Origin of the sequence: Pontibacter pudoricolor, assembly GCF_010092985.1 — a bacterium.
Classification (GTDB): Bacteria; Bacteroidota; Bacteroidia; order Cytophagales; family Hymenobacteraceae; genus Pontibacter; species Pontibacter pudoricolor.
In genome coordinates this window covers 1,368,806-1,395,110 of sequence record NZ_CP048106.1, presented here as the reverse complement: position 1 = coordinate 1,395,110, position 26,305 = coordinate 1,368,806, and the positions used below count along the sequence as shown (strand labels likewise).

The following is a 26,305-nucleotide window of genomic DNA, read 5'->3' as shown; positions in this document are numbered from 1 at the left end:
GATTTTTTAAGCCTATGGAAGCTAATACCCTAACTATAATTGTACCGGTATACAACGAAATAGAATGCCTGGAGCGCTTCTGCGAGTCGATGGATGCTTTTCTGCAGCAGTCGCCGATACCGGCCCGGGTTTTATTTGTAAACGATGGTTCCACGGATGGCAGCCTGGAAAAGATCAGGCAGGTATGTGCTCTTAAACCTGACTATAGTTTCATTTCTTTCGACAGGAACTATGGGTTAAGCACAGCTATAAAAGCCGGTATAGATACTGCCGATACCACCTACATCGGTTACATAGATTCTGATTTGCAGACCTCTCCTCTGGATTTTATAAAATACTTTGAGTACCTGCCTGCTTACCAGATGGTGAACGGCATACGGGCTAAGAGAAAAGATACAACTGTAAAAAAGATCTCTTCCAAAGTGGCCAATAGCTTCCGGCGGCTGATGATTGACGATAACATACAGGATACCTGTTGCCCGCTGAAAATAATGGAAGCTGCTTATGCCAAACGAATCCCTTTTTTTGATGGCATGCACCGATTTCTGCCGGCGCTCATACAGTTGCAGGGCGGAAAAGTAAAACAAGTGCCTGTACAGCATTTTGAGCGTTATGCCGGCACAGCGAAATACCATCTTCTTAACAGGCTCTGGGGACCGCTGAACGATACGTTTGCTTTCAGGTGGATGCGCAGGCGATACATAAACTATACAGTTGCCGAAAGGGGAGTCCATAAAGTTACCGAGAGGCATGAGCAGTTTTGAAATCGGTGTTTACGGAACGGGCTTAGTGGCGCAGGCGCTTTTTTCTTCCCGCATCCTGGTGCAGTGGATTCAGTCGGAGCGGGCCGGTAAAGTGTTGTCGCCTACCTCTTTCTGGACGTGCAGCTTACTGGCCTCTTTTCTGCTAATGATATATGGTGTATTGCGCAATGATCTTGTCATACTGGGAGGGCAGGTACTATCTTACTTCATTTATATCCGGAACCTGCACCTCAAAAATGCCTGGGATAAGCTGCCGTGGTGGGTGCGCTGGCCTGCTTCAGGATTTCCGCTGGTGGCTACGCTCTGGCTGATGTTCGGAGACATCTATAGTTTGGAATACATCTGGGAACACTCCACGGTAGCCGGCTCCCTTATAGCATGGGGTGGAGTGGGGCAGGTTGTATTCACGCTACGTTTCGTTTACCAGTGGTATTACTCTGAAAAATTGCAGGAATCTGTATTGCCGAAGGGGTTTTGGGTGCTCAGTCTGGTTGGCAGCAGCATGATCATTCTGTATGCCATTTTACGGCTGGACCCGGTGCTGTTTATAGGCCAGGCTTTTGGTATAGTTGCATATAGCCGTAACCTGATCTTAAGCCGACAGAAACAAGACGCCTCTCAAACCCTTACGAACTAGCTTTAACTATGCTGCCAAAGTTCAGGTTGTACAGTAGCCACGCAGTTTGGGTAATACTGGCCGTTATGTTTCTGGCGCTACTTTACAACCTCGGCGGCTGGGGCGTTTTAGAAACCAGCGAAGCACGGTATGCAGAAATAAGCCGGGAAATGCTCGTGTCCGGAGACTTGTTTCATCCGCGTTTGCTGGGTATTCTGCATTACCATAAACCTCCTTTAACCTACATCATCTCAGCTTCTGGTTTAGCTCTGTTCGGAGTAAATGGGTTTGGTGCGCGTTTTTTTCTGCAGGTATCTTTACTTATACAGGGCGCGCTGGTGTACAGGTTAGCAAAAGAATTTTTTCGGAGCAGGGAAATTGCAATCGCCGCTTTACTCATTTACTTTTCTATGCCGGGCGTGCTTGTGTCAGTGCGTAACCTCACCGCTGATTCTTGCCTGGCGACCTTTGAATTGTTGTCTATTTGGGCCTGGGTGAAGTATAAAACTATAAAAGTGCCTGCCTGGCTGTATCTTTTTTATACTGCGCTTGCGCTCGCTTTCCTAACCAAAGGGCCCGTTGGAATAATCTTCCCGGTTCTGGTAATGATCGGTTTTAGCAACTATAGATCGGAAGCAAGCAGGCAATCCTTTATAGTTCATCAGCTTATAGGCTTACTTGTTTTTTTTATTTTAGGTACGGGTTGGTATCTCTACCTGATGCTGCAGGACAGGCAGTTTGTTGATTATTTTTTAATGCAGCATGTAGTCGAACGCTATACCAATCCCGAGGCGTTTAGTCGGTCCAAACCCTGGTGGTTTTATATTGTGCTGGCTCCCGCTTTAAGTCTGCCCTGGTCTGCTATCTTACTTTTTAATTTAAATCAGGTCAGAAAACTGGAGAAGCGTTTTAAAAAGCTGTTTATAGTCTGGTTGCTTATTCCGCTCCTGTTTTTTTCTTTTTCCGGCTCAAAACTTCTGCTTTATATACTGCCCGTATTTTCTGGGGTAGCCTTATTAAGTGCCTGGCTTCTTAACCAGTTACCAGATACAAGTAAACATAAAGTACTAGCCTGGACAATGGCTTATTATGTACTGCTGGCTGTCACTCTCTTTCTTATGCCGTTTCTTCCTGTTAAGCTCTCAGTTCCATACTGGGTTTTAAGTATACCGTTGCTTATGCTGGCATGCCTGTACCTGATCTGGAAAAGCAGGAGTGATGCTGTGGTAAAGCTGTTATTGGCATCGGCTACATTTACCATTTTGTTATTACCTTTTTCAACCTACCTGCTGGCCGCAAATCCATCTCTAACAAATAGTTCTACTGCGTTAGCCCAGGCGCTCCAGGCAAAAGAAATGCGCCATAAACAAGTAGTGGTCTATGATAAACTGCTTCCCTCGTTAGCCTTTGAGCTGAACCGTAACTTTGTAACTATACAGGACAATAGCCGAAGCCTGAACCGAGAGACGCAGTTTGAAACAGACACCAACTGGAAAAATTACTTTCTGCAACTTAACAAACAGGAAGACTCAATGGCATTGGCTAACCTGTTAAAAAAGGACGCTGTATTGGTAGTAAAAGGTGATTTACCGGTAGAACGGCGGTGGCTTCTAAAGCATCTGCATAAAAAAAGAAAAGCTGGGAAGTGGAATATCTATTTCTGAGGACAACTATAGTTTGAAGAGCGTAAGAAGAGAAGTTAAAGCAGACTTTTAATAGATATCCATTTCTTTTCTGAGCTGCTGACCCGATTGGCTAATTTGTTTTTATGGAGCTGCCTTTTATAGTTTAAAGTAGAAGTGTTCTTTAACTATAGAATGGGAAGCCTGCTATCCGGAAGAAGCGTTGAAGATGGACTATAGTTGGCGCTGATACTGCTGCTTAAGATTCAACTATAGTTCCGGACGCAGGTCTAATCATTGAGCAGTTATACTACCCGATTCTTTACTTATCTGCATCAGTTTTGTTATCGCCGGGGTAGGCAGGTTCCAGTGGAAGCTAAGCGCTAATATGCGTATGGTAAAACAAACCGATAGCGCAATAATGGAAACCCAATTGTCTGATGCCCACTGCAGGTAATTTCCTAAAACAACGATCAGCGCTCCGATTAACGCCGCTGATGCATAGATCTCTTTTTCCAGAATGACAGGGACACGGTTAAGCATCACATCACGAATTACGCCGCCACCAACAGCTGTAGTAATACCCAGCAAAACAGCCACTTCGCCATTATGTCCGTAGTGTAATGCTTTTTCTGCGCCTGTTACGGCAAACAAGGATAATCCAACAGCGTCGAAAAAGAGCACCGGGCGGTTTAGCCGCTGTACAACCGGGAAAAAATGAATTGTTAATCCTGCAGCGATGATAGCCACTACCAGGTATTGCCAGTTCGTTAAACCTGCCGGCGGAATAGCCCCGATACAAAGGTCACGGATAATACCGCCGCCGCAGGCAACTACAAAGGCAATGGCACAAATGCCAAACAGGTCAAGGTTGCGTTTTCGGGCGGCTGTGGCACCACTTATGGCGAAAGCAAAAGTACCGGCCAGTTCAAGAAAATAAAATAAAGAGTGTAGTTCTTCCATCCTGATGACTACCGGACCTGTTTAATTAAACCAGGCTGCGGCAGCTGTCATCATAGCTTGCAAACCGGTTTTTAAGGTCGGGTGTAGTACAGGCGCAAATTTAGGCGAATGATTACTGGGAATAGTGTTTAGCCGGTTATTTTTTTTAGCATCCAGGTAAATTTCAGGATCAGTTCCGCCAACAAACCAGAACACGTACGGCACCTTCCAGTTCCGCCCGAAAATGCTGAAGTCTTCGCTGGCAGAGGCCGGTTTGGTTTCGTACGACCTGTTGCCAAATTGTGCGTTAAAGGCTTCAATCACTTTCTCAGTAGCTATGGCATCATTCACGGTCATCGGATAACTGACCAATTCTTTGAATTCCGGTTCTCTGGGGGCATTGGAAGCAGCACATTCCGCACAACAGATCCGTTTTACTGCTGAAAGAATATGATCCTTTACATTTTCGTTAAAGGTGCGGATATTAAGTTTGAGTGTAGCATCATCGGGAATGATATTTTCTTTGGTGCCTGCCTGCAGGGCGCCAATGGTCAGTACGGCATTCTCAATTGGGGCAACTTCCCGTGAAATTATAGTTTGCAGGCGCATGGTAGTAGCCGCTGCCATTACCACAGGGTCGATGGACGTTTGAGGCTGAGAGCCGTGCGATCCGCGGCCAAAAAGTTTTACTTCCAGGCTGTTACCAGCAGATAAAATAGTCCCGCTGCGATACTTTACAGTACCGGCTTCGCCCACCATAACGTGTTGCCCAAGTATTATGTCCGGTTTTGGAAAGCGGTCCATCATGCCATCGTTAATCATGCTTTGTGCACCACGGCCAACTTCTTCGCCGGGCTGAAAAACAGCCATTAGTGTTCCTTTCCATAGTTCTCTATGCTCTGAAAACAGCCTGGCTGCGCCCATCAGCCACGTTACATGCAGATCGTGCCCGCAAACATGCGACACGCCGACCTCAGTTCCTTCTTCGTCCCGTGCTATTTTTGTACTGGCATAAGGTAAGCCGGTGGCTTCGGTAACAGGTAGTGCATCCATATCCGCCCGGAGCATGACAACAGGGCCTTCACCGTTCTTCAAAATACCTACCACACCCGTTACCCCGATGCCTGTCGATACTTCGAACTGGTACCTGTTCAGGTAATCTGCAGCTATCTGTGCTGTCCGGTATTCCACCATCGACAACTCCGGGTTTTGGTGGATATCTTTATAGATCGCTTCCAGTTCAGGGAGCAGCTGATCGATATAGCTGTCTAGTTTATCATTAAAGGCTTTGATTTGAGGGATTTCCATAACTATAATGTTAATTCGGATTAGAGTTGTTACGTTGGGTTATTCTATTGCTTCTTTTGGCTTACCCTTCGGAATGGTTTTCAGGATGGCAACTATGGCTATAACAATCATAAATACATTAAACAGCAACCCTATACCGGCTGCAAAACGCACAGTTATGTTATCTGTTCTGCCCAGGAAAAGATCTGCCATCGGCGGAATACCTTCCATCTGGCTAAGCCCGTAAAAGATGGCTGCTGAAATGGCAACGCCAAAGGCAGCACCCAGCGAGGATGCCATTTTATAGATGCCGGACGCTGAACCGGCCTTGTTACCCGGCACATTGCTCAGCGCTGCATCCGTAGAAGGCGTAGCATAAAAGCCAAGCCCTATACCAAATAAGGTAAACCCGATAAAGGAAGCGATGATGTATTGTTCAGCCATTAAAAAGGTAAGGCTGGTGAGTAAAATTCCGACACCTGTAATGAAGCAGCCATATAACATTGGTTTTCTTGGGCCCAGTTGCTGAAGTAATTTTTCGCCTACCCGAATGGTGCTAAGTACGGCTACTAAATAACCGATTGTTATTAAACCGGATTGTAACGAGGACAAACCCGCTTCTGCCTGAACCAGTGCCAGCGAAACCAGCAGGGTACCGGCAGCACCGTTTAGCAGAAAGTTGGATAGTGTAGCTCCCGAGAATGTCTGGTTGTTAAAAAGCGACAGATCGACAAAACCGTTTTCACTCCTTTTCTCTATCCTTAGAAAGATGATGGTGGCAATGATAAAAATAGCGATGCCAACCAGCACAGCAGGACTTAACCAGCCGAGCTCCGAGCCTTGCCCGATAACAATATTGATGGCCAGCATGGCGATAATAAAAGTGATAAGCCCTGCCCAGTCGAAGCCTTTTGCGTCTGCAGCTGCCGATTTACTTTCCGGGGTTCCTCTTATCAGCAAATAGCTTATAACAGCGATAAGAATAGACATAATGAAAATCCAGCGCCAACCCATAGTGGAGGCAACCAAGCCGCCAAATAAAGAACAGAGCCCGGAACCACCCCATGAGCCGATAGACCAGAAGCTAAGTGCCCGTTGCCGCGCTTTGCCATCGTAATACGCTTTCATCAGGGCCAGGGTCGAAGGCATGATACAGGCTGCGGAAAGGCCCTGCAATATTCGTCCGGTTAGTAGAAATACGGCAGTGCCCGAAGGGGATATAACGATGATAAAGGAACCGATAATACTGAGCAGCAACCCAACGTACGTCAATTTTACCCTGCCCAAACGGTCTGCTAATCCACCTGCTACAACTATAAAAATTCCGGAGAACAGCGCAGTGATACTAACAGCAAGGTTGTTGAGGTTATGACTGATTTTCAGGTCTTCCTGCATTACGGGCGCAATGTTCAGGGTTGTTTGAGCAAAGAGCCAGAATGTAATAACAGCGAGAACGATGCCTAAAATAAGTTTGTCTGTACCCTGGTAGTCCGCCGTAGTCGAACGGGTTTGATTTAAAGAAGCCATACGCACGTTATTATCTTTACTTGAACGTAATTGGCTCTAAAACAATAATCCGTAAGTGAAATAAAATAATTGTTTTATACTGCCATTCAATTACTGCATTCCCAATTACTACCTGATTTTCATTTACCTTTTCATGTTTTACTCGGATAGAAGAATGCCTGAAAGATCACTATGGCTATTCCACGCGTTCGGTTTCCTTTTCTGTCTTTTCGCCCAGGAACTCGACCCACGCTTTTTTGATGCACGGATAATGTTTGGATGCTTCCACCAGGTTCATGAAACTGACAAGATTATCTTCAAACCTTTTGGCCAGCGTGTCATCTTTTATCTTGCCTTCCGCATCAAAAGCCTGGTGGGCCGAGGCTAACGAAAACATATCCGGATAAACCCTGGTGCCCAGGTGCTCTAAAGGAATTCTCAGTGACCAGAGTCCGCGGTTACCCCCGGCCATAGACGGAGAAGCAGACATAAGCAGCGCATGGTGTTGGTTGAAAGGCTGCGGGCGAAAGCGGGAAGTCCAGTCGATCACATTCTTGATAATGCCAGGCATGGAACCATTGTATTCCGGCGAGGCAATAATAAAAGCATCGTTTGCCAGGATGCGTTTCCGGAATTCTTCCGCTCCTTCCGGATGATAATTATCTACTTCCAGATCCTGGTTAAAAGAGGGGCAATCAAAATCGCTCATATTGGCAAAATCAACGGTGCCACCATTTTTTTCTATGGCCAATGCCGCCAGCTTCGCCAGCCTGGTGTTTAGCGAATCGCTTCTTAATGAAGCTGAAAAAACAAGAAAACTGGTATGGCCCTGGCGGTTATCTTTTTGCTGCTCTTCCATCAGAAAATTATTTTATAAAAGTGATGATAAAACTATACTATAACAGTACGCAGTACGGGAATGAGCAGTCTATATTCCGTTTTTAACTATAGTTATAGTATAAAAGCTATAGTTTGTCTGGATCGGTTAATACCGATTACCGGTAATTTTCTTATGCCGAATTACAACTATAACCTTTGGTAGCTACAGGTTCTGACGCTGGTTGCGAATCCAGGAGCTCGTAAACTATAGCTCTTATCCGTTATTTATAGTTCGTGATTTGCTGTATCCATGAGAAGGAAGTTTTTGAGCAGAACTATACTTGCAGGATTGGCCAGGATTTCAATCGTGCAACATCAGTAACTATAGTCAGGCCGCACCATATGCCTTACTCAACTATAGTTGCCCTTCATGTTGTTGTAACTAATAAGCCCCTGAAAGATCAAAGGAAGAGAAAATATTTATAAGCAGAAGTGAGGCTTACCTGAAGTGCAGCATAGCAGCTCAACGTGGATTTTACAATCTGTAATAGCCTGGATCTAACTGTTCTGATTATAACTATAGCATGAGCTATTGAGGACAAACCAACAAATTGTGAACAAAAAGGAAAACTTAGGCGTTATATATATGTATATACATTAAATGTACATACATTTGTGAAGTTCGTTCTTACACGGACAAGCAGTAAACTATAAATAGAGAAATAAAATGGCAACTATAAAATGGGTAGTAGACCCGATGCACAGTGAAGTACAGTTCAAAGTAAAACACTTGATGATCACGACCGTGACCGGACACTTCAGAAACTTCAACATTGAGGCAGTTACAACAAGCGACAAATTCACGGATGCAGCGCGTATTGTTTTTACGGCTGATGTAAACTCTATCAGTACCAATAACGAACAGCGTGACGCGCACCTGAAATCGGCAGATTTTTTTGATGTGGAGAAGTACGACGGGATTAAGTTTGACGCCAAAAGTTATGAGAACGTTGGTGGCAGCGATTACCTGTTGCATGGCGACCTGACCATCCGTGATGTGACCAGGCCGGTCACGGTAGGCGTAGAGTTTGGCGGCATAGTAGTAGACCCTTACGGTCAGACCAAAGCCGGTTTTACAGTGGATGGTAAAATAAGCCGCAAAGAATTCGGGCTTACCTGGAATGCCGTAACCGAGGCAGGCAGCGTAGTAGTAAGTGACGAGATCAGGTTACAGGCTGATGTTCAGCTTGTAAAGCAGTCATAAGGCAGGAAGGTTACCTCTACTGAACTATAGATTTATTAAAATATTAACTTAACAAGAGAATAATGGGAACGAAGATAGCAGGCTTGCACCACATCACGGCGATAGCTGGTATGGCCAAGCAAAATTTAGATTTTTACACCAACGTACTGGGACTGCGTTTGCTCAAAAAGACAGTAAACTTTGATGATCCGGGTACTTACCACTTTTATTTCGGAGATGAGAAAGGCAGTGCCGGTACCATCCTGACTTTTTTCCCGCACGAAGGCGCCCGCCGGGGCAGCGCCGGTACAGGGATGGCCACCAACATTGCGTACGCGGTGCCGGAAGGCAGCTTCGATTTCTGGATCGACCGTTTTGAAAAGCATAACGTGATCTACAACAAGCCATCCGAAAAGTTTGGTGAAAAATACCTGACCTTCCTCGACCCGGATGGGTTGAAACTGGAACTGGTAATACCTAAGAACGGCGATAACCGCAAGCCTTGGGAAACCGACGAAGTAAAAGCAAATGTGGCAACCAAAGGCTTCCATGGCGTAACGCTGACGCTGCAGAACAAAGAGAAGACAGCTAAGATCCTGACGGATATTTTTGGCTATACCTTTCAGGAGCAGAGTGGCAACCGCTACCGCTATACAACGGATGCAGTGGATACTGCCAATATCATTGATCTGGTAGAGTTGCCGAACGAAGCACGCGGCATAGGCGGCGCTGGTACCAACCACCACATCGCCTTCCGGGTGAAGAACGAAGATGAGCTGATGCAGTTTCATGATAAGATCGCCGGGCTTGGCTACAACATAACCAATAAGATAGACCGCAATTATTTCTATTCGCTTTATTTCCGGGAACCGGGTGGTGTGTTGTTTGAGATCGCTACCGATAATCCGGGTTTCGGAATTGACGAGCCATGGGATAAACTGGGAAGCGGATTGCTGTTGCCGCCACAGTACGAGCCACGCAGAGCAGAAATTGAAGCCATTCTGCCTAAGGTAGACTAAACCTGAAACTATAGTTTCATCATCATTAATAAACACGAAGACTATGGACGCTTATGCCATCACCAGAATATATGCCGACGAAAACGGTGACAGTCGCTTTGAGGAAATTTCGAGGCCACTGGAATCGGAGGGTGAAATTGGTTTTTTGTCTGACCCGGAAAAAGCTGAAAGTATCATTTTCAGGAAAGTAGTATCTACCTATGATTACGACTTTCACACAGCTCCGGCACGGCAATACCTTTTCCTGATGGATGGAGGAATTGAAATAGAAACCTCCTTAGGCGAAAAGCGGCAATTCGAGACAGGAGAGGTACTGCTGCTGGAAGACACAACCGGCAAAGGACATAAAACCCGGAACCTGAAGCCTGAAACACGCAGCTCCGTTTTCGTAACACTTAAGTAAGGCAGCGCCATAGTTGATAAAAGAAAGTAGCATGTATACACATAAGAATGACGTGATAACGCGGGGTAAGCCCTTGTCGGAAACTGGCAAGGCACTGATACTGGTCCATGGCCGGGGTGCCTCTGCCCAGAGCATCCTTGACCTGGCAAACCATCTGCCCGCACAGGGCTTTACACTATACGCTCCGCAGGCTACGAACCATAGTTGGTACCCGTATAGTTTTATGGCACCTGAAGAGCAGAATCAGCCTGCCCTGGATTCAGCCTTGGAGTTACTTGACGGAGTTGTTAAAAGCATACTGGACGAGGGCGTAAAGAGTGAGCATATATACCTTGGCGGCTTCTCGCAAGGCGCCTGTCTCACCTCAGAATACGCTACCCGAAATGCCAGAAAGTATGGTGGACTGTTGCCGTTTACCGGCGGCCTTATTGGGCAAAAATTAGTTACAGACAGGTATAAAGGCAATTTTGAAGGCACTCCGGTACTCATCAGCACCGGCGACCCTGACCCGCACGTGCCCGTAAGCAGGGTAGAGGAGACGGTAGGAATAATGAAAAAACTGGGTGCTATAGTTACCAAAAAAATATACCCCGGCCGGCCCCATACCATCCTGCAGGAAGAGCTGGAACTGGCAAGCAACATTTTAGCAGCTGATAATGGATAAGCCAATGGAGATAGAAGTGAAAGATAACCCGGCGCGGGGCAGGTTTGAGACAACTATAGAAGGTCAAACTGCTATGATCAAATATAAACTGCGGCCAGGCGTGATAACCGTACTGCACACCGAGGTGCCAAAAGAACTGGAAGGCCGTGGGATAGCCGGCACCATGACCAGATTCGCGCTGGAACAGATCCGGGAAAGAGGGCTGCAGTTAATTCCGTTATGCCCTTATATGCGGGCGTATCTAAAAAAGCATCCGGAGTACCAGGACCTGGTTAAAGACGGAGCCGGAGAAATTGTTTAAACTATAAGTCAACTATAAGCGCTGATGCCCTACCAGGTGAATTTCAAAGGTGAGAAAGTGGTGCCCGTAGAAGAGGGCCAGACGATACTTCAGGCATCGCTGGCCGCCGGCATACCACATTACCATGCCTGCGGCGGGAAAGGGCAATGTACAACTTGTAGGGTATTAGTTTTGCAAGGCCAGGAACAGCTTACCCCGCCTACTAGCTATGAACGTGTCATCAAAAATGTAAAGAAGTTTCCGGACAATGTGCGGCTTGCCTGCCAGTCTAATATAAAGGGGGAAGGGGTAGAGGTACAGCGACTGATCCGGGATGAAACGGACCGTTATATTTTTATAAACGGCTCCGATGATAGCACAACCCGAGTGATGGGGGAACGTCGCAAGATGGCCCTTTTCTTTATCGATATCCGCAACTTTACCCCGTTTATAGAAGCCAGTTTACCTTTTGATGTCATTCACATCATGCGCCGGATCTTTGCTATTTTCCGGAATGCCATTACCCAGTACGACGGCGTGATCATAGAAACGGCAGGGGATGGTCTTTATGCTGTTTTCGGGCTTAACAGTAAAATTAAGCAGGCTGCGGAGTCTGCGGTGCTGGCCGGGCTAAAAATTCTGGCAGACCTGCGGATCTTCAATAACACGTACATGCGGCCCTATTTTAACCATACGTTTGAAGTTGGTATTGGAGTCCATGTCGGGAAAGTGATTGTAGGTAACGTAGGCATTGGCCTGAGCAATAACCTGACAGTGATGGGATATCCGGTTAACATAGCTGCCCGGCTGCAGGCGGCAACCCGGGAACTGAATAACAGCTTTGTGATCTCTGACCTGGCTTACCGCCTTCTGAGAAATCAACCTTATTCCCTGGGCTGCGGACACATTAACCTGAAAGGCGTAAGTACGGCCTACGAGGTACAACTGATCGGTAAACCCTATGAAACAGAACTCCCAACTATAGCACCTGACGCAACCTGATACATTTGCTCTGTCTGCAATCACACCGGTTTCACGGCGGAGCAATGATATGTGCAGGTACTGAAATTTATAGGTACAGGTTTATAGTTGGATAATTACCTTTGTTTTAGTCTCAAACGTCTGAACGTACGCCATGCACCCGAAACGCTTTTATAAAGGACTTTACGGTTCAAACTCCATCGAATTTGCGAAAGGCCTGATTAACGTGCACCCGTTCGGGGAGATTGGTAAACAGCACCAGGGACAGGTAAAGCTCCATGCCCACAATAACTTTCTGCAGATCTTCCTTATCCAGAGTGGCAGTACAGCGTTTTACTGCGGAACAGAAAAAACCGAGGTTCAAGGCCCTGCTTTTATAGTTGTCCCTAAAAATATTGAACATGGCTTTATACATCAGACGCACGTTACCGGCTGGATCTTAAACCTGGCTGACACCGTGTTGGAGCACATGCTGCAGCGGGAAGCGGATGTTATTTTCGGGATGGATGAAACCCATGTGGTAGCAGTTACACCGGAGCAACAAGCCATTACCGGGGTATTTGAAACGATGCAGAAATGTGTGGAGGAATACAACAGCCAGTTGCCAGGCCGGCTGTTAATGCTGCAACATTTAGTAGGGCAGATGCTTGTGCAACTATACCGTATTGCACTGGGCAGAAAGACTATCTTCTTTGATTCATCCAACAGCAGTAAAGTCTACTTCCGGAGGTTTCAGCAGCTGATCAGGGCAGAAGAATCCTACAAAAAGCATGTGGAAGAATATGCCAATGAACTGTCAATCTCAACCGGGCATCTTAGCCGCATCTGCAGAAACATCGCTGGTAAATCACCTAAAGATATCCTGATAGATCACTTCATCACAAAAGCACAATTAGCCCTCGCTGATGTGGAGAGCAGTGTTTCGGACATATCTTACACGCTCGGCTTCGAAGACCCTGCCTACTTTGCCAGAATCTTCAAGAAAAGAACTGGTCAGACCCCGATAGAATTTCGCAAAAAGATAGGCGTAAATAATTCTTAAGCACCTCATGTTCGATTTGTCTTAGTATTAAAGGATAAATCCTACCCGCCGGAGGGCTGTACGTCTACATTTGTACTACTTAGTGAGTGGTTACTTTCCATGGTAAGTGTGCACTCATTTTATGTATTACTCGTACAGCTAACTTTATGAAAGACATACAGATAGAGCGTATTGAATCGGTTATAGTTGACCTGCCTACCATACGCCCGCACCATTTATCGATGGCCGTTATGCGCAGCCAGACGATGGTGATTGTGCGGTTGTTTTGCAGCGATGGAATAGAAGGCTTAGGCGAAGCCACAACTATAGGCGGCCTGAGCTACGGCGACGAATCGCCGGAAGGAATGAAGCTGACGATCGATACATACATTGCCCCGCTGCTGCAATGTAAATCGGTGCTTAGTATTAATGCCATCATGGCCTTGCTGGAGTATACTATAAAAGGCAACCATTTTGTAAAGTCCGCCATCGAAACAGCCCTTTTAGATGCCCAGGGCAAAAGATTAGGTGTTTCAGTGGCTACACTGCTGGGCGGGGCTGTTACCCAGAGCCTGCCTGTGCTCTGGACACTTGCCAGCGGTGATACAGAAAAAGACATACAGGAAGCGCATACCCTGCTGGAAAACGGCAGACACAGGGCTTTTAAACTCAAGATCGGACGTAACGACTGGCGGACTGATGTAGCTCATGTAGCCGCCATTAAATCTGCTGTAGGTCCGGATGTGATGGTGACAGTGGACGTTAACCAGGCCTGGACCGAAAGTGTAGCGAAACAAGGTATTGCGTATTTACAGGATGCAGGCATCGACCTGATCGAGCAGCCTATAGTTAAAACGAACTTCGACGGACTGGCCCGGCTCACCCAATACTTCAGAGTACCCATCATGGCCGATGAAGCGGCAGGAACAGTGTCGGACGCGTTTAAGCTTGCCAAGATAGGAGGGGGTAGTGTTTTTGCATTAAAAATTTCCAAAGCAGGTGGCCTGACCAATATTCAGAAACAGGCGGCCATTGCACAGGGGGCAGGCATAAGCCTGTATGGAGGAACCATGCTGGAAGGCACGATCGGTACGGTAGCTTCGGCACACGTTTTCAGCACCCTTCCTGCCCTCGACTGGGGCACCGAACTCTTTGGCCCGCTCTTACTAACCGAAGATATTGTAAAGAAGAAGCTCACATATGGCAATGGCGTGATGGAGATTCCGCAGGAGCCGGGATTGGGTGTGGAGCTGGATATGAATCAGGTAGAAAAATTTAAAAGAAGATAAGCTATGTTATTTCATGTGCACATGACAGTGAACATCCCCCTGGACCTGGATAAGACCTATGTGGATGATCTGAAAGCAAAAGAGAAAGCACTGTCCCAGGATCTGCAACGGCAGGGCAAATGGACGCATATCTGGCGCATTGCAGGTAAGTACGCTAACATCAGCATTTTTAATGTAGCCAGCGCCGGCGAACTGCACGACATCCTTATGTCGCTCCCGCTTTATCCGTTTATGGAATTGGAAGTTACAGCGCTCTGCCAGCATTACTCGTCCGTCAAAAACGAAGAAGAAGCCCACTAACCAGGCACCTAGTAACAATCTAAACTATAACCTTAAAACTTTACGACCATGGAAAGAAGTCAGATAGACGCCGTCATTGAAAGGATAAAAACGACAGAGGTACAGGGCCACGGCTCAGATCGCATCAAAGAGATCGTAAACCGACTCACCCGCGATCTTTTCTACGCCATCGAAGACCTGGATATTCAGCCGGAAGAGATATGGAAAGCCGTGGACTGGTTGACCTTAACCGGTAAAAACAACGAATGGGGACTGGTGGCAGCCGGTATCGGACTGGAACACTTCCTGGATCTGCGCATGGATGAAGCCGAAGCCAAAGCCGGTATTACCGGTGGCACCCCAAGAACGATAGAAGGTCCGCTTTACGTGCCGGGTGCACCGGAATCTTATGCCTATGCAGAGCTTGAAACGGAGCCGGAAGTAGGCGGCGAAAGACTATACATGCAAGGCCAGGTACGCGATGAAGACGGCAAACCGGTACCAAACGCAAAAGTGGAAGTATGGCATTGCAACCTGAGAGGTATGTACTCTATCTTTGATTCGTCTCAGCCGCCGTTCAATTTACGCAGAGCCATCATCACAGACGATAACGGCAGGTACAGGTTCAAGAGCATATTGCCGGTTGGCTATAGTTGTCCTCCGGGCGGAGCCACAGACCAGTTACTGAAAGCTATTGGCCGACACGGCAGCCGCCCGGCTCACATTCACTTTTTTGTTACAGCCGAAGGACACCGCAAACTAACCACGCAGATCAACATCGAAGGAGACCCGCTTATCTGGGATGATTTTGCTTTTGCTACCCGCGAGGAACTGGTGCCGCATATTACCCGGTATTCCGCTACCGAAGCAAAAGAGAAATTCAACATCGACGAACCGTTCGCTTCCATTGATTTTGATTTTGAGATACACAAGGAGAAGCAAGGCGTGTTCTCTGCAGAGATCGAGCGTACCCACGGACCTGCCTAACCTATCATTTCCGGATGAGATGGAACTATAGTTTATAGCTCCATCTCATCCGCATTTTAAGTTAGGCCGGATCATCCCCCTGTATTTTAATAAGTAGCTGACAGTAAAATCATAAGAAAGAAAAAATACCTATGCCAACTATAAAAATCGCCAATAACGACTGTTTTTACACCTACGCTGACCTAGGGCACGATGATACCATTGTGTTTTCGAATTCATTGGGAACAGACCTGACCATGTGGGATGAGGTAGCGCATGTGTTAGGGGAATACCTAAACATATTGCGTTATGATACGCGTGGGCACGGACAGAGTACCATCAGTTCGGATGTGGTAACTATAGCTGAGCTTGGGCAGGATGTGATTGCCCTGCTGGACCATTTAAAGTTAGAAAAGGTTTACTTCTGCGGCTTGTCGATGGGCGGTCTGATCGGGCAGTGGTTGGGTATACACAAGCCGGAGCGGTTCAAAAAGATCATCATTGCAAACACAGCAGCTAAAATCGGAACGGAAGAAGGCTGGAACACACGCATTGCGCAGGTAAAGGAGCATGGCTTGCAGAGCATACTGGATGGCACCGCACAACGCTGGTTTACCCCTGAATTCAGGCAGGAACATAAAGCTATAGTTGACGCGGTGCTGGAGAAATTCAAACAAACCTCCCTGCAAGGGTATATTGCCAATTGCGCTGCCGTGCGGGATGCGGATTTCAAGGAAGAGTTGCCAAATCTGAGTGTTCCGACCCTTATTATCAGCGGAACCAAGGACGAAGTGACCACCACCGAAGACGGCGATTTCCTGGCCAGTAGCATACCCCGCTCACGGCATGTTCAATTAGACGCCAACCACCTTTCCAGTGTGGAACAGCCCGCTGCGTTTGCAAAAAACATACTATACGCCGCCAAAAATGAAGGCGACTTTTATTTGAAAATTTTCCCATTGATATAAAGATGAAATCGGTAGCACAGATAACCCTTGAAGAAGCTGTTGCTTTGGTAAAGGATGGCGATATATTACTGCAGGGCGGCTTCGGGATGACGGGCAACCCGGTGCACCTGATGCACGCATTGGCTGAAACCAAAACAAAGAATCTGACCTTTATCGGGAACAATGTAGGGGAAGCTGGTATAGGTGGTGGCAGGTTGTTGCGCAACGGGCAGATCAAAAAAATGATCGGCTCTTTCTTTACCAGTAACCCCGAAGCCGTGAAAGCTGCCCAGGATGGTGACGTAGACTACGAGCTGCTGCCTCAGGGTACGCTTGCAGAAGCTATTAGAGCAGGAGGAGCAGGTATTGGTGGTTTTTATACGCCAACGTCAGCCGGTACCGAACTTGCTGAAGGTCGCGAGACAAAAGTAATTAAGGGAGTAGAGCAGGTATTTGTGGAAGGTATCCGGGGCAATGTAGCTTTTGTGCGAGCCTGGAAAGCGGATACGGCCGGCAACCTGACCTACCGCATGACAGAGCAGAACTTTAACCGCGCCATGGCCACCGCTGCTGATATTGTAATTGCGGAAGTAGAAGAAATTGTACCGGTAGGTGAGATCGCCCCCGAGCATGTACACACCCCGGGCTCTTTTATAAATTACCTGGTGCAGGCAACGCTTACGCCGGAAGATTTAGGTTCTTCTGCCTCCGTTTCCACCTCCCGAAAAGTAGACGAAACGCGCATGAACATGGCCAGGCGAGCTCTGAAGGAACTGAAAAGAGGGGATGTGGTGAACCTGGGAATCGGCATACCGACATTGGTCGCGGATCTGATCACGCCTGAAGATGGCATCGTGATGCACACTGAGAATGGCATGCTGGGAGTTGGTCCGGTTCCAACGGATGGCGGTGGCGCAATGGTTTACCCGGTAAATGCCGGTAAAATTCCGGTTACAGCCCTGCCGGGGGCCAGCTATTTCGACAGTGCAGATTCGTTTGCTATGATACGCGGCAAACATGTGGACATTGCGGTAATGGGTGGCCTGGAAGTGGATGAAAAGGCAAACCTGGCCAACTGGGCTGTACCTGGTCAGCCGCTGCTCGGCGTAGGCGGCGCTATGGACCTGGCTTCGGGCGCCAAAACGCTCATCATCACCATGACCCATACAAACAAAGATGGTTCGCCGAAGATCGTTCCGACCTGCGCATTGCCATTAACAGCACTAAAAGCGGTAGACATGATCATTACAGACCTGGCCGTTTTCAGGTTTATAGATGGACAGCTGACCCTTACGGAGCTAATGCCCGGAGCAACACTGGAAGAGGTAAGGAACAAAACTGCGGCGAAATTTAAAGAGGCTCTGGTGGAGTAAAAATAATGTTCCGGTTCGGGTAAAAGAAGGGCCTTTGTGAGCATTTTATTCAACGTGCCACCGACCTTTTATAGTGTAAAGTTTAACCGAAACTATGGCAGTAAGGCAGTTTAGCATAGATGCGGACATGATCCTGTACATCATCCGGTGTTCCGTCGGGTTCCTGATCGGGTATGCGCTGTATCTTGCTTTTCAGCAGTTTGAGCTTTACTGGACCATGCTTTCGATCATACTTGTGCTGTCTCCGGAAGTAAAAGACTCTCCCAGGCTAACCAACGAGCGGGTAAAATCTAACCTGATCGGGTCAATTGTAGGGCTGTTCTGCTTTATCCTGCCGGTACACCAGGTGGTTATGATGGTGCTTGGTATTACGCTTGCCATTGTCATCTGCCACTTCTTTAAATTAATGAATGTGGCCCGCACAGCTGTAGTTGCGCTTATCATTGTGGTGATCCATGAACAGGAATCAATGACCTACTGGTCAGCAGTAGAGCGGTTTGTGTCGGTAACGCTGGGTTGCCTCATCGGGCTTGCCGTTTCCACTGTCACTGCCTTTCTGTCTGAAACTATCAAAAAGAAAACAAACTGATTACAACATTTTCAAAGTTACTGTTATGAGCAAAGAAGCCTATATCATAGATGGAATCAGAACCCCTGTCGGTAATTTAGGTGGTTCACTTTCGCCGGTCCGTACCGATGACCTGGCAGCCATGGTCATTAAAGAATTGATCAGCCGGAACCCGGACATACCAAAAGAGGCGGTGGATGATGTTATTCTCGGCTGCCATAACCAGGCTGGCGAAGACAACCGCAACGTAGCACGTATGGCGAGCTTGCTTGCAGGCTTACCTGTAACTGTCCCCGGCGAAACTGTTAACCGCTTATGTTCCTCTGGGATGTCGGCAATTATAAATGCTGCCCGGGCTATTAAAGCTGGCGATGGGGACGTATTTATTGCCGGAGGCGTAGAGCACATGACGCGTGGCCCGTTAGTGATATCTAAACCAAGCAAAGCCTTTGGCACTGACTCCCAGATGTATGATTCCAGTTTTGGCTGGCGCTTTGTGAACCCTAAAATGAAGGAAGTGTACGGTGTTGACCCGATGGGCATTACTGCGGAGAACCTGGCTGAAATGTATAACATCTCACGGGAAGACCAGGACAAGTTCTCTTATTACTCTCAGATGAAAGCGGCAAAAGCCCAGGAAAACGGTACGCTGGCAGAAGAGATCATGCCGGTAACTATACAACAACGAAAAGGCGATTCGGTTATAGTTTCAAAAGACGAATTTATCAGGCCAAACACAACTATAGAAACGCTGGCTAAACTAAAGCCTGCTTTTAAAACAGACGGCACTGTTACAGCCGGCAATGCTTCGGGCTTGAACGACGGTGCTGCGGCTACTTATGTGGTATCTGAAGAAGCGTTGCAAAAATATAACCTGATACCCTTGGCCCGTATTGTTAGCTCGGCGGTAGTAGGCGTAGAGCCCCGCATCATGGGAATCGGCCCTGTTCCGGCCACTGAAAAAGCATTGGAAAAAGCGGGCTTAGGATTAGAGGACATAGACATCATTGAGCTGAACGAAGCTTTTGCGGCCCAAAGCCTTGCCTGCACCAGAGCTTTAGGGTTGGCAGATGATGACGAACGCGTGAATGTAAATGGAGGCGCCATAGCATTGGGGCATCCGCTGGGTATGTCGGGCACACGCATTGTATTAAGTGCAGCACTTTCCCTGAAAAGACAGCAGAAACGCTATGCGCTGGCAACTATGTGTGTCGGAGTAGGGCAGGGGTATGCGGTTATTCTGGAAAGGATTTAGCTGCCTTTTTCAGGTTCTGGCTGTGACAGATGAGTAAGAAAGAAGCTATACTGGACGCTGCTTTAAAGCTGTTTACGGAGCATGGTGTCCGGGCAACATCCACCAGGTCAATTGCCGCGGAAGCGCACACTTCAGAAGCACTGATTTTTAAACACTATGGTTCAAAAGACCGGTTACTGGAGGCTATCCTTAAAAAAGCCTATCAGGCGTCAGCTTTAGAAACGAACGTATACCTGAAAGGACTGACAGCAAGAGAGTATATCAGTAACATGATCGAGCTACCGATCCTGCTGACGCGCTCAAATCCTGACTTCTGGGAAATGCAATACAAGATCATAGCGCTAAACCCGCTCTCTTCGCGTTATCACGAAAACTTTATGCGGCCATGCCAGCTCAGGCTGACAGAATGTTTCCGGGAACTGAACTATAGCAACCCTGAACTGGAGGCCGAACTTTTGCTGATCCACATCGACGGCATCTGGAAATACTTTGCTGCACATAAACTTGACGTTGCGAAGAAAAAAGTGCTTATAGAATGTATGAGGCAGAAGTATAAGTTATAGTTGTGCGTTAGTTTAAGCCAGGTTCATAGTTGCCCTGAAACAGGGATCGTTTTATTTTTCATGTGGGTTGTTCCTCAAAGAGAACAATTAAAACTCAACTATAAAACCAAGTGTAGGTACTAAGTTACCGTCGTTATTTTTAAGTACTACCGGTATGGCATTGCTTCCGTCCGGGCGAAGTTCATTACCATCTGTCGTGGCAAAACCAGTGTTTTCTTCGTTGCGCTGGAAAGTATATCGGTCAAAGCCAGGCGTATTACTTACAAGTACATTGGCAATGTCCAGAAACAGGTCAAGAGTGATACGGTTTAAATTCCACTTTTTATCAATGCGCACGTCCAGTTGGCTGAAAGATTGGAGACGCTCAGTATTTAGCCTGGAGTAGTCCAGAATACCCACACCCAGCGAAGCATAATTCCGGCGGGATGCCTCCAGATCGAACGGCGTGGAAGGCGCGCCGCCAGCATACCTGTACTTGGCCCCAAACTCCCAGTTACGAGGCAGTTTCTTGCCTAATAAACCTGACACCAGGTGCCGGTAATCCCATGCGCTGGAAACATAACGGCCGTCCAGCACGGCAAATTCACTCACAACATATGTATATGATACTACTGAGAACACAGTGCCTGTCAGCTTTTTCTGCAGGTATATCTCAGCGCCATAAGCTCGGCCTTTTCCGGTTGTACTAACAGCTTCGTTGCCAATAGCGCCAAAGTCGCCGCCCTGGTTTGCCAGCGAAATACCATCCCGAATTGATATGGGGTAGTTGCTATAGTCTTTGTAGAAACCCTCAAGCGTAAAGCGCAGGTCCTGACGTGGTAAGAATTCGGTGCCCAGTACATAGTGAAGTGATCTGGTATAATCGGCCTGCTTGTTCAGGTAAATGCCTTTTTCCTGGTACCCAAGCACTGTATACGCAGGAAGTTTATAATACAAGCCCGATGATCCGTTTATCGTCCATTTATCATGGATTAAGTAAGAAATTGCCAGGCGGGGGGACAGGGTTTTCAGCGGATTATTTCCTTCATCAGTAAAGGAATTCAGATCAGTGCGGACACCGAGCGACAGCCCCAGTTTTTCATTTAGTACGGACCTTGATACCTGCCCGAATGCGCCATACCTGAAAAAATCCAGCCTGGTGTCGTAATCCAGAATGATGCCTGGTTGTACTACGTTGTTCTGTTCATCACGCAGCTCTTTCCGGATCACACTGTAAATATCATTGGTGAACTGCACATACTGCCCCGAAACCCCGTAGGCATATCTCCATCCGTTTTTATATTTATTTACATCCAGCCGCAGCCTGTTTTCGGTCTCGCGTGAACTTGAATTCAGGGTTAGGGCCCGGTTTTCTCCTTCTTCAGCTGCCTCATATTTTGTCAGGCCATTATCAAAAGCATTACGACTAAGTGCCAGGTTCACGAAGCCATCGTTTATCAGCCGTTTTACAGCCACGCCCGTTGTATAATTCCATTGGTTAATATATGGCACTGAACGCAGGATGTATTCATTTTCCGGGGTACTTTCGCGCGGTACTCCAAACGAGAAGTCATCAATTGCTCCAACGCCTATTAAGGAGATAGAAGTTTTATCATTCAATTTATGGTCTACTTTGTACTGGAAATCCCAGTAGCTTGGACGGATAGGTAGGTCGAGCAACTTAAAAAGGAACTGAAGGTAAGACCTGCGTGCAGATACCAGGTATGTTGTTTTCGAACTTATAGGTCCTTCTAAAGTAGTAGCAAATTCTGATCCGCTCAATCGTACGTTACCAGAGAAACGTTCGGGGTTACCATAACGCTGCCTGAACTCAAATACCGAGGCAAGCGCATTGTCGTAACGTGCATCAAAAGCTGACGAGCTTACCTTCAGGTCCTCAATGAAAGATACATTCAGTATACCGGTGGCTCCGCCGGCACTCCCTTGCGTAGTAAAGTGATTGATCAGGGGGATTTCAATGCCATCGAGGTAATATACGTTTTCGTTTGGTGCCCCACCACGAATGATCAGGTCGTTACGGCTACCGCCCCTGTACCATTGGTGGCAACACCCGGTAATACCTGCACTACTTTCGAAATATCGAAATTGCCGCCAGGGTTGCTGCGGATTTCTTCTGTTGTCAGACTCTGAACTGACAATGGTGTGATAAAATCAGCCACGGCTGCACTTTGCCTTCGGTTGGCTACTACCTCAACCTGCTGTAGCTGGCTGGTAGCTGGCACCATTTCAAAGTTCAGGATCTGTACATTACCAACCGTTACGTTAACATTAAATCTTGAGAGCGGCTGGTAGCCTAAGTAAGAACTTTGAACTGTATAACTGCCTACCGGAATACTTTCAATCCGGAAGGCTCCTTTCTCGTTGGTAACAGTGCCCAGTTGAGTTCCAATTACCTGCACCGATACCCCGATCAATGGTTCCTGTGTATTCCTGTCCCGGATTGTACCGGTAATTAAACCTGTTTGTGCTAAAGCGAACGATGGTAGTAGAATAACGAGCAGGAGTATGGCTCTCATAGTTTAAGTGTTTTCGGTTATTTCCCGTACTACAAGCATTGCACAAAATTGTTTAAAATTGTGAATAAATTTAAATATAGATTATGAAACATGTGAATAAGGTAAGGTAGGGCTTAAAACAACTACCCGTACCAGATGCGTATACAGCCTATCATTTCTACCAAAGGTTTATGAATAAGGATGTTACCACTACCGCTACTCCCGTACACCATCCAAAACTCAAAGAGCTTGCCGCTACAGCCATTTGCGGAAATGATATCACTTCTTCCTGTTTATATGTTTCTGCCCTTGCAATCATTTACTCAGGGCAATATGCCTGGGTAGCGCTACTGATGGTTGGAGGTGTGCTGTACTTATTCCGAAGCATTTATGGCGAAGTAGTGGGCGCCCTGCCGCTAAATGGTGGCGCTTATAACGCACTGCTTAACACAACCAGCAAAAGCACCGCATCTCTGGCAGCCTGCCTTACATTGCTTTCCTATATGGCTACTGCCGTTATTTCAGCCAGCGAAGCAATGCATTATGTGCATCATCTTTGGCAGGGGTTACCAATAATATATGCAACAATTGGCTTACTGGCGGTATTTATGGGTTTAACCATCATGGGAATCGGTGAGTCATCCATCGTGGCGGTAATTATTTTCATCACCCACCTTTCTACCCTCACCCTGCTTTTGGTGACAGGTTTTTTGTTTTTATTCAGTCATGGATTTGACACGCTTACCCTGAACTATAACCAACCCCTGGAAGGGAGCATTCCGAGGGCACTTTTCTTTGGATTTGCAGCGGCTATGCTGGGTATATCCGGTTTTGAGAGCTCGGCTAACTTTGTAGAAGAGCAGGCCGAAGGTGTTTTTCCGAAGACTTTGCGCAATATGTGGTTAGCCGTAACCATCTTTAACCCACTTACTGCTTTTCTGGCCATCGCTATTATTCCATTGGCAGCGGTAAAAGAAAACCAGACTGCGTTGCTGGCCTATATGGGAGAAGTGGCTGGCGGAAACTGGCTTGCTATAATTATATCTGTTAACGCGGCGCTGGTGCTCAGCGGGGCAGTGCTCACGTCTTATGTTGGTGTAACAGGGCTGGTACAACGCATGACGCTGGATCGGTGCTTGCCGCAGTTTTTGCTGAAAACAAACAAAAAAGGCTCTGCTTACCTGATCATGATTAGTTTTTTCCTGTTGTGTGTATCAATACTGATGATTACCGCTGGTGACATTGGAGCGTTGGCAGGGGTCTATACCATTTCTTTTCTGTCTGTGATGGTGTTTTTCGGAATCGGTAATATTCTGCTCAAGTTCCGCCGTAATCGTTTACCCCGTCCGGTACGTGCTTCCGGCCTGGTCCTTTTTTTAGCGATTACTGCTGTGTTGGCGGCTTTAGTGGGTAATGCCATCCTTAACCCGGCCTATGTTTGGGTCTTTCTGAAGTATTTTGTGCCAACCGTTTCTATTGTGTTCATTATGCTGTATCGTATTGAGCTGCTTATCTTTTTTACCTTTATAGTCAGGCAGCTGGAACGCCCGTTGAAGAAATTAATACCTTTTAAATCCTATACTATAAAGCGTCTCATCCAGACGATCAGGTCACAGCAGTTTGTTTTTTTTACGAAGGGTGATAATATAGCAAACATAAATAAGGTGATGCGCTATATTGTAGAGAACGAACATACCAACCGCATTAAAATTGTGAATGTATTACAGGAAGGCGAGGAGCCACCCAAAAAGTTAATGCATCAAGTTGAAGTGCTGGATTTGGCTTACCCGGAGTTAGAGGTTGATTTTATTGTCCTTAGAGGGACTAAATTTGGACCCGAACTGATCCAGGAGCTTTCAGAAAAATGGGGGATCCCTAAAAATTTTATGTTCATTGGCTCTCCCGGCGATCATTTCCCATATGGCTTAGAGGAACTGGGAGGCGTCAGGCTGGTCATTTAAGAATTCAGAGCAGCTAAGTAGACCTGGCAGCAGTTTATCAGCAACGCATTTTATAGTCTGTTAAAAGTTGAGTAATTAACCAAAATATAAAATTGATAAACAAAACAGCCACTCCATTGGCGTGAAACAGCTGTTTTGTTTTACTTGATGTGATCTATTTATCAGCGGGCTGCCGTTATTCTAGCTTCTGGCCGTTTAAAGGAAATTTAAAGCTAATCTGTTGGGTAGGCTAAACCTTCTTAAGTTCCTGCTGCTTTTCAAGACCAATCCACCCTAAATGTGTATGCTTAAAGTGGTCGTTATACTTGAGGCCATACCCCAGCGCGCGGTCCATGGCGCTGTGTCCGAAAAGCAGCAGACCGGTAAACTGCAGGTAAGCATTGCCCAGGTATAATCCGGTTACCCCTACAACTATAGCAATGCCCTGATGATGGAACAGGTTATAGAGCCAGGCACCAGCTTTGCTGCCTAATAAATAGCCCAGCATACCTAAATCCGGAGCCAGCAGCAGCGCAAAGAACAGCCACCACTCAAAGCCAAGGTATAAGGTGCCCGCATAAGCAAGTACAAGCTTTGCCAGATCCTCCAATTTTAATAAGATCTTCATATTATTCATTAATCATTCTTCATTACTAGTTATTTCACCACCGCTTCCATCACAGACACAGCCGAAGCTCCGAAATACCCGATAGCTCCACCTGAAATGTTGGTAGGAGCATTGGCCGGCGTGCTCTCAAAAGGACCACCGGTGGAGTTCTGCTGGTTTACGAGGGCATACCAGAAATTGTAAGCCGGTTTGTCGATACTCAAAAGTTCTACCCGCAAATGATCGCCTTTCTGAATGATAAAGCCCATGTTGGCATGGCCATAGCTGCCGTCGTATAGTTCATCGTTCAACACCGCCAGCTCGTCCGGGTCCAGCACGCCGTTCACGTACACATTCCATCTATAGTTGTTGCCTTTTCCGGCCGGGTCCGCAAAGTGGATGATCGGGTAATAGCCTTCGTCTTCCATGTGCGTTTTTTTGTGGTATTCGAACGTCAGCGAATCTATAGTTGATACAGTGGGCATGTAGCTCCGGGCTGTGTAGGTTTTGCCATCTACAACCACCTGCAGGTAATAGGTATAGCCGGGCGTGCCCTGCAGGGTTTTGGTCTGGTACAAGCCATCGCCTGTTGCTTCAAGTGTCTCGGTATTTCCGTGGTTATCCGAGATAGTAACTATAGCTCCGTTCACGCCGGGTGTACGGCCTTCTTCCAGGTAGCCTCTGGTGTTGGATAAGCGCACCGTATAAGGCCCGGCTTGGTTGGTAACCAGGCCTTCCACTACCAGTTTGGTGTCGGCATTTCGGAGTTCGTAGTCTATCACTTCTTCGCAGCTGGTAAAGGCAAATGCTATAGTTGCCAGCAGGTATACAAATATCTTTTTCATAGTAGCAATGT

At 47.0% G+C, this 26,305-nt stretch carries 27 protein-coding genes; 19 read left to right on the top strand and 8 right to left on the bottom strand.

Going from position 1 to position 26,305, the window contains the following annotated elements:
- Positions 1-14: 14 nt before the first annotated feature.
- From GSQ66_RS06050 to GSQ66_RS06040, 3 genes are read left to right on the top strand one after another with little or no spacing between them, the layout of a single operon-like run.
- Positions 15-764, top strand: coding sequence for a glycosyltransferase (locus tag GSQ66_RS06050; RefSeq protein ID WP_162426637.1), 750 nt, complete (start codon positions 15-17; stop codon positions 762-764).
- A complete protein-coding gene (locus GSQ66_RS06045) occupies positions 751-1,401 on the top strand; it encodes a lipid-A-disaccharide synthase N-terminal domain-containing protein (protein WP_162426636.1) in 651 nt (216 codons plus the stop codon). The genes GSQ66_RS06050 and GSQ66_RS06045 overlap by 14 nt, the downstream gene beginning before the upstream one ends.
- Before the next feature lie 8 nt (positions 1,402-1,409).
- On the top strand, positions 1,410-3,044 hold the full coding sequence (locus GSQ66_RS06040) for an ArnT family glycosyltransferase (protein WP_162426635.1): 1,635 nt from the start codon (positions 1,410-1,412) through the stop codon (positions 3,042-3,044).
- Positions 3,045-3,296: 252 nt separating this feature from the next.
- Here GSQ66_RS06040 and GSQ66_RS06035 read toward each other — a convergent pair whose 3' ends face one another.
- The 4 genes from GSQ66_RS06035 to GSQ66_RS06020 form a co-directional block, all read right to left on the bottom strand.
- Positions 3,297-3,965, bottom strand: coding sequence for a trimeric intracellular cation channel family protein (locus GSQ66_RS06035; RefSeq protein ID WP_162426634.1), 669 nt, complete (start codon positions 3,963-3,965; stop codon positions 3,297-3,299).
- 21 nt (positions 3,966-3,986) lie between these two features.
- Positions 3,987-5,252: a M20 family metallopeptidase gene (locus GSQ66_RS06030; protein WP_162426633.1), complete on the bottom strand. Its 1,266-nt coding sequence runs from the start codon at positions 5,250-5,252 to the stop codon at positions 3,987-3,989.
- A gap of 39 nt (positions 5,253-5,291) precedes the next feature.
- Entirely contained in the window at positions 5,292-6,758 is a 1,467-nt protein-coding gene (locus tag GSQ66_RS06025; protein ID WP_162426632.1) for an MFS transporter, read from the bottom strand.
- A 175-nt stretch (positions 6,759-6,933) separates the two neighbouring features.
- Positions 6,934-7,596: an NADPH-dependent FMN reductase gene (locus GSQ66_RS06020; RefSeq protein ID WP_162426631.1), complete on the bottom strand. Its 663-nt coding sequence runs from the start codon at positions 7,594-7,596 to the stop codon at positions 6,934-6,936.
- Between the two features lie 687 nt (positions 7,597-8,283).
- Between GSQ66_RS06020 and GSQ66_RS06015 the strand changes: the two genes are divergently transcribed.
- The 15 genes from GSQ66_RS06015 (at position 8,284) to GSQ66_RS05945 (ending at position 20,407) form a co-directional block, all read left to right on the top strand.
- The gene (locus GSQ66_RS06015) at positions 8,284-8,820 is read left to right on the top strand and encodes a YceI family protein (protein ID WP_162426630.1); all 537 of its coding nucleotides are present in this window, start codon (positions 8,284-8,286) and stop codon (positions 8,818-8,820) included.
- Positions 8,821-8,882: 62 nt separating this feature from the next.
- On the top strand, positions 8,883-9,818 hold the full coding sequence (locus GSQ66_RS06010; protein WP_162426629.1) for a ring-cleaving dioxygenase: 936 nt from the start codon (positions 8,883-8,885) through the stop codon (positions 9,816-9,818).
- A 43-nt stretch (positions 9,819-9,861) separates the two neighbouring features.
- Positions 9,862-10,221: a cupin domain-containing protein gene (locus tag GSQ66_RS06005; protein ID WP_162426628.1), complete on the top strand. Its 360-nt coding sequence runs from the start codon at positions 9,862-9,864 to the stop codon at positions 10,219-10,221.
- A 31-nt stretch (positions 10,222-10,252) separates the two neighbouring features.
- A complete protein-coding gene (locus GSQ66_RS06000) occupies positions 10,253-10,885 on the top strand; it encodes an alpha/beta hydrolase (RefSeq protein ID WP_162426627.1) in 633 nt (210 codons plus the stop codon).
- Complete coding sequence (locus GSQ66_RS05995) at positions 10,878-11,186, top strand: GNAT family N-acetyltransferase (protein WP_238395835.1); 309 nt, start codon at positions 10,878-10,880, stop codon at positions 11,184-11,186. The genes GSQ66_RS06000 and GSQ66_RS05995 overlap by 8 nt, the downstream gene beginning before the upstream one ends.
- A 24-nt stretch (positions 11,187-11,210) precedes the next feature.
- Positions 11,211-12,167 carry an adenylate/guanylate cyclase domain-containing protein gene (locus GSQ66_RS05990; RefSeq protein ID WP_162426626.1) on the top strand — a complete coding sequence of 319 codons (957 nt, stop codon included), beginning with the start codon at positions 11,211-11,213 and terminating at the stop codon, positions 12,165-12,167.
- A gap of 133 nt (positions 12,168-12,300) precedes the next feature.
- Complete coding sequence (locus GSQ66_RS05985; RefSeq protein WP_162426625.1) at positions 12,301-13,188, top strand: helix-turn-helix domain-containing protein; 888 nt, start codon at positions 12,301-12,303, stop codon at positions 13,186-13,188.
- A gap of 146 nt (positions 13,189-13,334) precedes the next feature.
- A complete protein-coding gene (locus GSQ66_RS05980; RefSeq protein ID WP_162426624.1) occupies positions 13,335-14,456 on the top strand; it encodes a muconate/chloromuconate family cycloisomerase in 1,122 nt (373 codons plus the stop codon).
- A gap of 3 nt (positions 14,457-14,459) precedes the next feature.
- Positions 14,460-14,756 (top strand): muconolactone Delta-isomerase, encoded by a 297-nt coding sequence (catC, locus tag GSQ66_RS05975; RefSeq protein WP_162426623.1) that lies wholly within the window; start codon positions 14,460-14,462, stop codon positions 14,754-14,756.
- Positions 14,757-14,804: 48 nt separating this feature from the next.
- Positions 14,805-15,722, top strand: coding sequence for a catechol 1,2-dioxygenase (gene catA / locus GSQ66_RS05970; RefSeq protein ID WP_162426622.1), 918 nt, complete (start codon positions 14,805-14,807; stop codon positions 15,720-15,722).
- Between the two features lie 131 nt (positions 15,723-15,853).
- Positions 15,854-16,669, top strand: coding sequence for a 3-oxoadipate enol-lactonase (gene pcaD / locus GSQ66_RS05965; protein ID WP_162426621.1), 816 nt, complete (start codon positions 15,854-15,856; stop codon positions 16,667-16,669).
- 2 nt (positions 16,670-16,671) lie between these two features.
- Positions 16,672-18,021 carry a 3-oxoacid CoA-transferase gene (locus GSQ66_RS19135; RefSeq protein WP_162426620.1) on the top strand — a complete coding sequence of 450 codons (1,350 nt, stop codon included), beginning with the start codon at positions 16,672-16,674 and terminating at the stop codon, positions 18,019-18,021.
- A gap of 94 nt (positions 18,022-18,115) precedes the next feature.
- Positions 18,116-18,610, top strand: coding sequence for an FUSC family protein (locus GSQ66_RS05955; RefSeq protein WP_162426619.1), 495 nt, complete (start codon positions 18,116-18,118; stop codon positions 18,608-18,610).
- A 25-nt stretch (positions 18,611-18,635) separates the two neighbouring features.
- Positions 18,636-19,844, top strand: a complete 1,209-nt coding sequence (pcaF, locus tag GSQ66_RS05950) for a 3-oxoadipyl-CoA thiolase (protein ID WP_162426618.1) — start codon at positions 18,636-18,638, stop codon at positions 19,842-19,844.
- 29 nt (positions 19,845-19,873) lie between these two features.
- The gene (locus GSQ66_RS05945) at positions 19,874-20,407 is read left to right on the top strand and encodes a TetR/AcrR family transcriptional regulator (RefSeq protein ID WP_162426617.1); all 534 of its coding nucleotides are present in this window, start codon (positions 19,874-19,876) and stop codon (positions 20,405-20,407) included.
- A gap of 87 nt (positions 20,408-20,494) precedes the next feature.
- On the opposite strand, the gene GSQ66_RS05940 is transcribed toward GSQ66_RS05945, so the two are convergent.
- Both GSQ66_RS05940 and GSQ66_RS18910 read right to left on the bottom strand, forming a co-directional pair.
- Positions 20,495-22,168 (bottom strand): TonB-dependent receptor plug domain-containing protein, encoded by a 1,674-nt coding sequence (locus GSQ66_RS05940; RefSeq protein ID WP_238395834.1) that lies wholly within the window; start codon positions 22,166-22,168, stop codon positions 20,495-20,497.
- A gap of 245 nt (positions 22,169-22,413) precedes the next feature.
- Positions 22,414-22,923: a carboxypeptidase-like regulatory domain-containing protein gene (locus tag GSQ66_RS18910; protein ID WP_238395833.1), complete on the bottom strand. Its 510-nt coding sequence runs from the start codon at positions 22,921-22,923 to the stop codon at positions 22,414-22,416.
- Between the two features lie 170 nt (positions 22,924-23,093).
- Here GSQ66_RS18910 and GSQ66_RS05935 point away from each other — a divergent pair, with 170 nt between their 5' ends.
- Positions 23,094-24,863 (top strand): APC family permease, encoded by a 1,770-nt coding sequence (locus GSQ66_RS05935; RefSeq protein WP_162426616.1) that lies wholly within the window; start codon positions 23,094-23,096, stop codon positions 24,861-24,863.
- 229 nt (positions 24,864-25,092) lie between these two features.
- Here the strand turns inward: GSQ66_RS05935 and GSQ66_RS05930 are convergent, their stop codons facing one another.
- Both GSQ66_RS05930 and GSQ66_RS05925 read right to left on the bottom strand, forming a co-directional pair.
- Positions 25,093-25,470, bottom strand: a complete 378-nt coding sequence (locus GSQ66_RS05930; RefSeq protein WP_162426615.1) for a DUF4260 domain-containing protein — start codon at positions 25,468-25,470, stop codon at positions 25,093-25,095.
- Between the two features lie 29 nt (positions 25,471-25,499).
- On the bottom strand, positions 25,500-26,294 hold the full coding sequence (locus tag GSQ66_RS05925; RefSeq protein WP_162426614.1) for a DUF4249 domain-containing protein: 795 nt from the start codon (positions 26,292-26,294) through the stop codon (positions 25,500-25,502).
- Between the last annotated feature and the right edge of the window lie 11 nt (positions 26,295-26,305).

What these genes read in the sequence shown, in the direction of transcription:
- GSQ66_RS06050 (WP_162426637.1), top strand. Translation starts at nt 15, where the DNA reads ATGGAAGCTAATACCCTAACTATAATTGTACCGGTATACAACGAAATA.
- GSQ66_RS06045 (WP_162426636.1), top strand. Translation starts at nt 751, where the DNA reads ATGAGCAGTTTTGAAATCGGTGTTTACGGAACGGGCTTAGTGGCGCAG.
- GSQ66_RS06040 (WP_162426635.1), top strand. Translation starts at nt 1,410, where the DNA reads ATGCTGCCAAAGTTCAGGTTGTACAGTAGCCACGCAGTTTGGGTAATA.
- GSQ66_RS06035 (WP_162426634.1), bottom strand. Translation starts at nt 3,965, where the DNA reads ATGGAAGAACTACACTCTTTATTTTATTTTCTTGAACTGGCCGGTACT.
- GSQ66_RS06030 (WP_162426633.1), bottom strand. Translation starts at nt 5,252, where the DNA reads ATGGAAATCCCTCAAATCAAAGCCTTTAATGATAAACTAGACAGCTAT.
- GSQ66_RS06025 (WP_162426632.1), bottom strand. Translation starts at nt 6,758, where the DNA reads ATGGCTTCTTTAAATCAAACCCGTTCGACTACGGCGGACTACCAGGGT.
- GSQ66_RS06020 (WP_162426631.1), bottom strand. Translation starts at nt 7,596, where the DNA reads ATGGAAGAGCAGCAAAAAGATAACCGCCAGGGCCATACCAGTTTTCTT.
- GSQ66_RS06015 (WP_162426630.1), top strand. Translation starts at nt 8,284, where the DNA reads ATGGCAACTATAAAATGGGTAGTAGACCCGATGCACAGTGAAGTACAG.
- GSQ66_RS06010 (WP_162426629.1), top strand. Translation starts at nt 8,883, where the DNA reads ATGGGAACGAAGATAGCAGGCTTGCACCACATCACGGCGATAGCTGGT.
- GSQ66_RS06005 (WP_162426628.1), top strand. Translation starts at nt 9,862, where the DNA reads ATGGACGCTTATGCCATCACCAGAATATATGCCGACGAAAACGGTGAC.
- GSQ66_RS06000 (WP_162426627.1), top strand. Translation starts at nt 10,253, where the DNA reads ATGTATACACATAAGAATGACGTGATAACGCGGGGTAAGCCCTTGTCG.
- GSQ66_RS05995 (WP_238395835.1), top strand. Translation starts at nt 10,878, where the DNA reads ATGGATAAGCCAATGGAGATAGAAGTGAAAGATAACCCGGCGCGGGGC.
- GSQ66_RS05990 (WP_162426626.1), top strand. Translation starts at nt 11,211, where the DNA reads ATGCCCTACCAGGTGAATTTCAAAGGTGAGAAAGTGGTGCCCGTAGAA.
- GSQ66_RS05985 (WP_162426625.1), top strand. Translation starts at nt 12,301, where the DNA reads ATGCACCCGAAACGCTTTTATAAAGGACTTTACGGTTCAAACTCCATC.
- GSQ66_RS05980 (WP_162426624.1), top strand. Translation starts at nt 13,335, where the DNA reads ATGAAAGACATACAGATAGAGCGTATTGAATCGGTTATAGTTGACCTG.
- catC (WP_162426623.1), top strand. Translation starts at nt 14,460, where the DNA reads ATGTTATTTCATGTGCACATGACAGTGAACATCCCCCTGGACCTGGAT.
- catA (WP_162426622.1), top strand. Translation starts at nt 14,805, where the DNA reads ATGGAAAGAAGTCAGATAGACGCCGTCATTGAAAGGATAAAAACGACA.
- pcaD (WP_162426621.1), top strand. Translation starts at nt 15,854, where the DNA reads ATGCCAACTATAAAAATCGCCAATAACGACTGTTTTTACACCTACGCT.
- GSQ66_RS19135 (WP_162426620.1), top strand. Translation starts at nt 16,672, where the DNA reads ATGAAATCGGTAGCACAGATAACCCTTGAAGAAGCTGTTGCTTTGGTA.
- GSQ66_RS05955 (WP_162426619.1), top strand. Translation starts at nt 18,116, where the DNA reads ATGGCAGTAAGGCAGTTTAGCATAGATGCGGACATGATCCTGTACATC.
- pcaF (WP_162426618.1), top strand. Translation starts at nt 18,636, where the DNA reads ATGAGCAAAGAAGCCTATATCATAGATGGAATCAGAACCCCTGTCGGT.
- GSQ66_RS05945 (WP_162426617.1), top strand. Translation starts at nt 19,874, where the DNA reads ATGAGTAAGAAAGAAGCTATACTGGACGCTGCTTTAAAGCTGTTTACG.
- GSQ66_RS18910 (WP_238395833.1), bottom strand. Translation starts at nt 22,923, where the DNA reads ATGAGAGCCATACTCCTGCTCGTTATTCTACTACCATCGTTCGCTTTA.
- GSQ66_RS05935 (WP_162426616.1), top strand. Translation starts at nt 23,094, where the DNA reads ATGAATAAGGATGTTACCACTACCGCTACTCCCGTACACCATCCAAAA.
- GSQ66_RS05930 (WP_162426615.1), bottom strand. Translation starts at nt 25,470, where the DNA reads ATGAAGATCTTATTAAAATTGGAGGATCTGGCAAAGCTTGTACTTGCT.
- GSQ66_RS05925 (WP_162426614.1), bottom strand. Translation starts at nt 26,294, where the DNA reads ATGAAAAAGATATTTGTATACCTGCTGGCAACTATAGCATTTGCCTTT.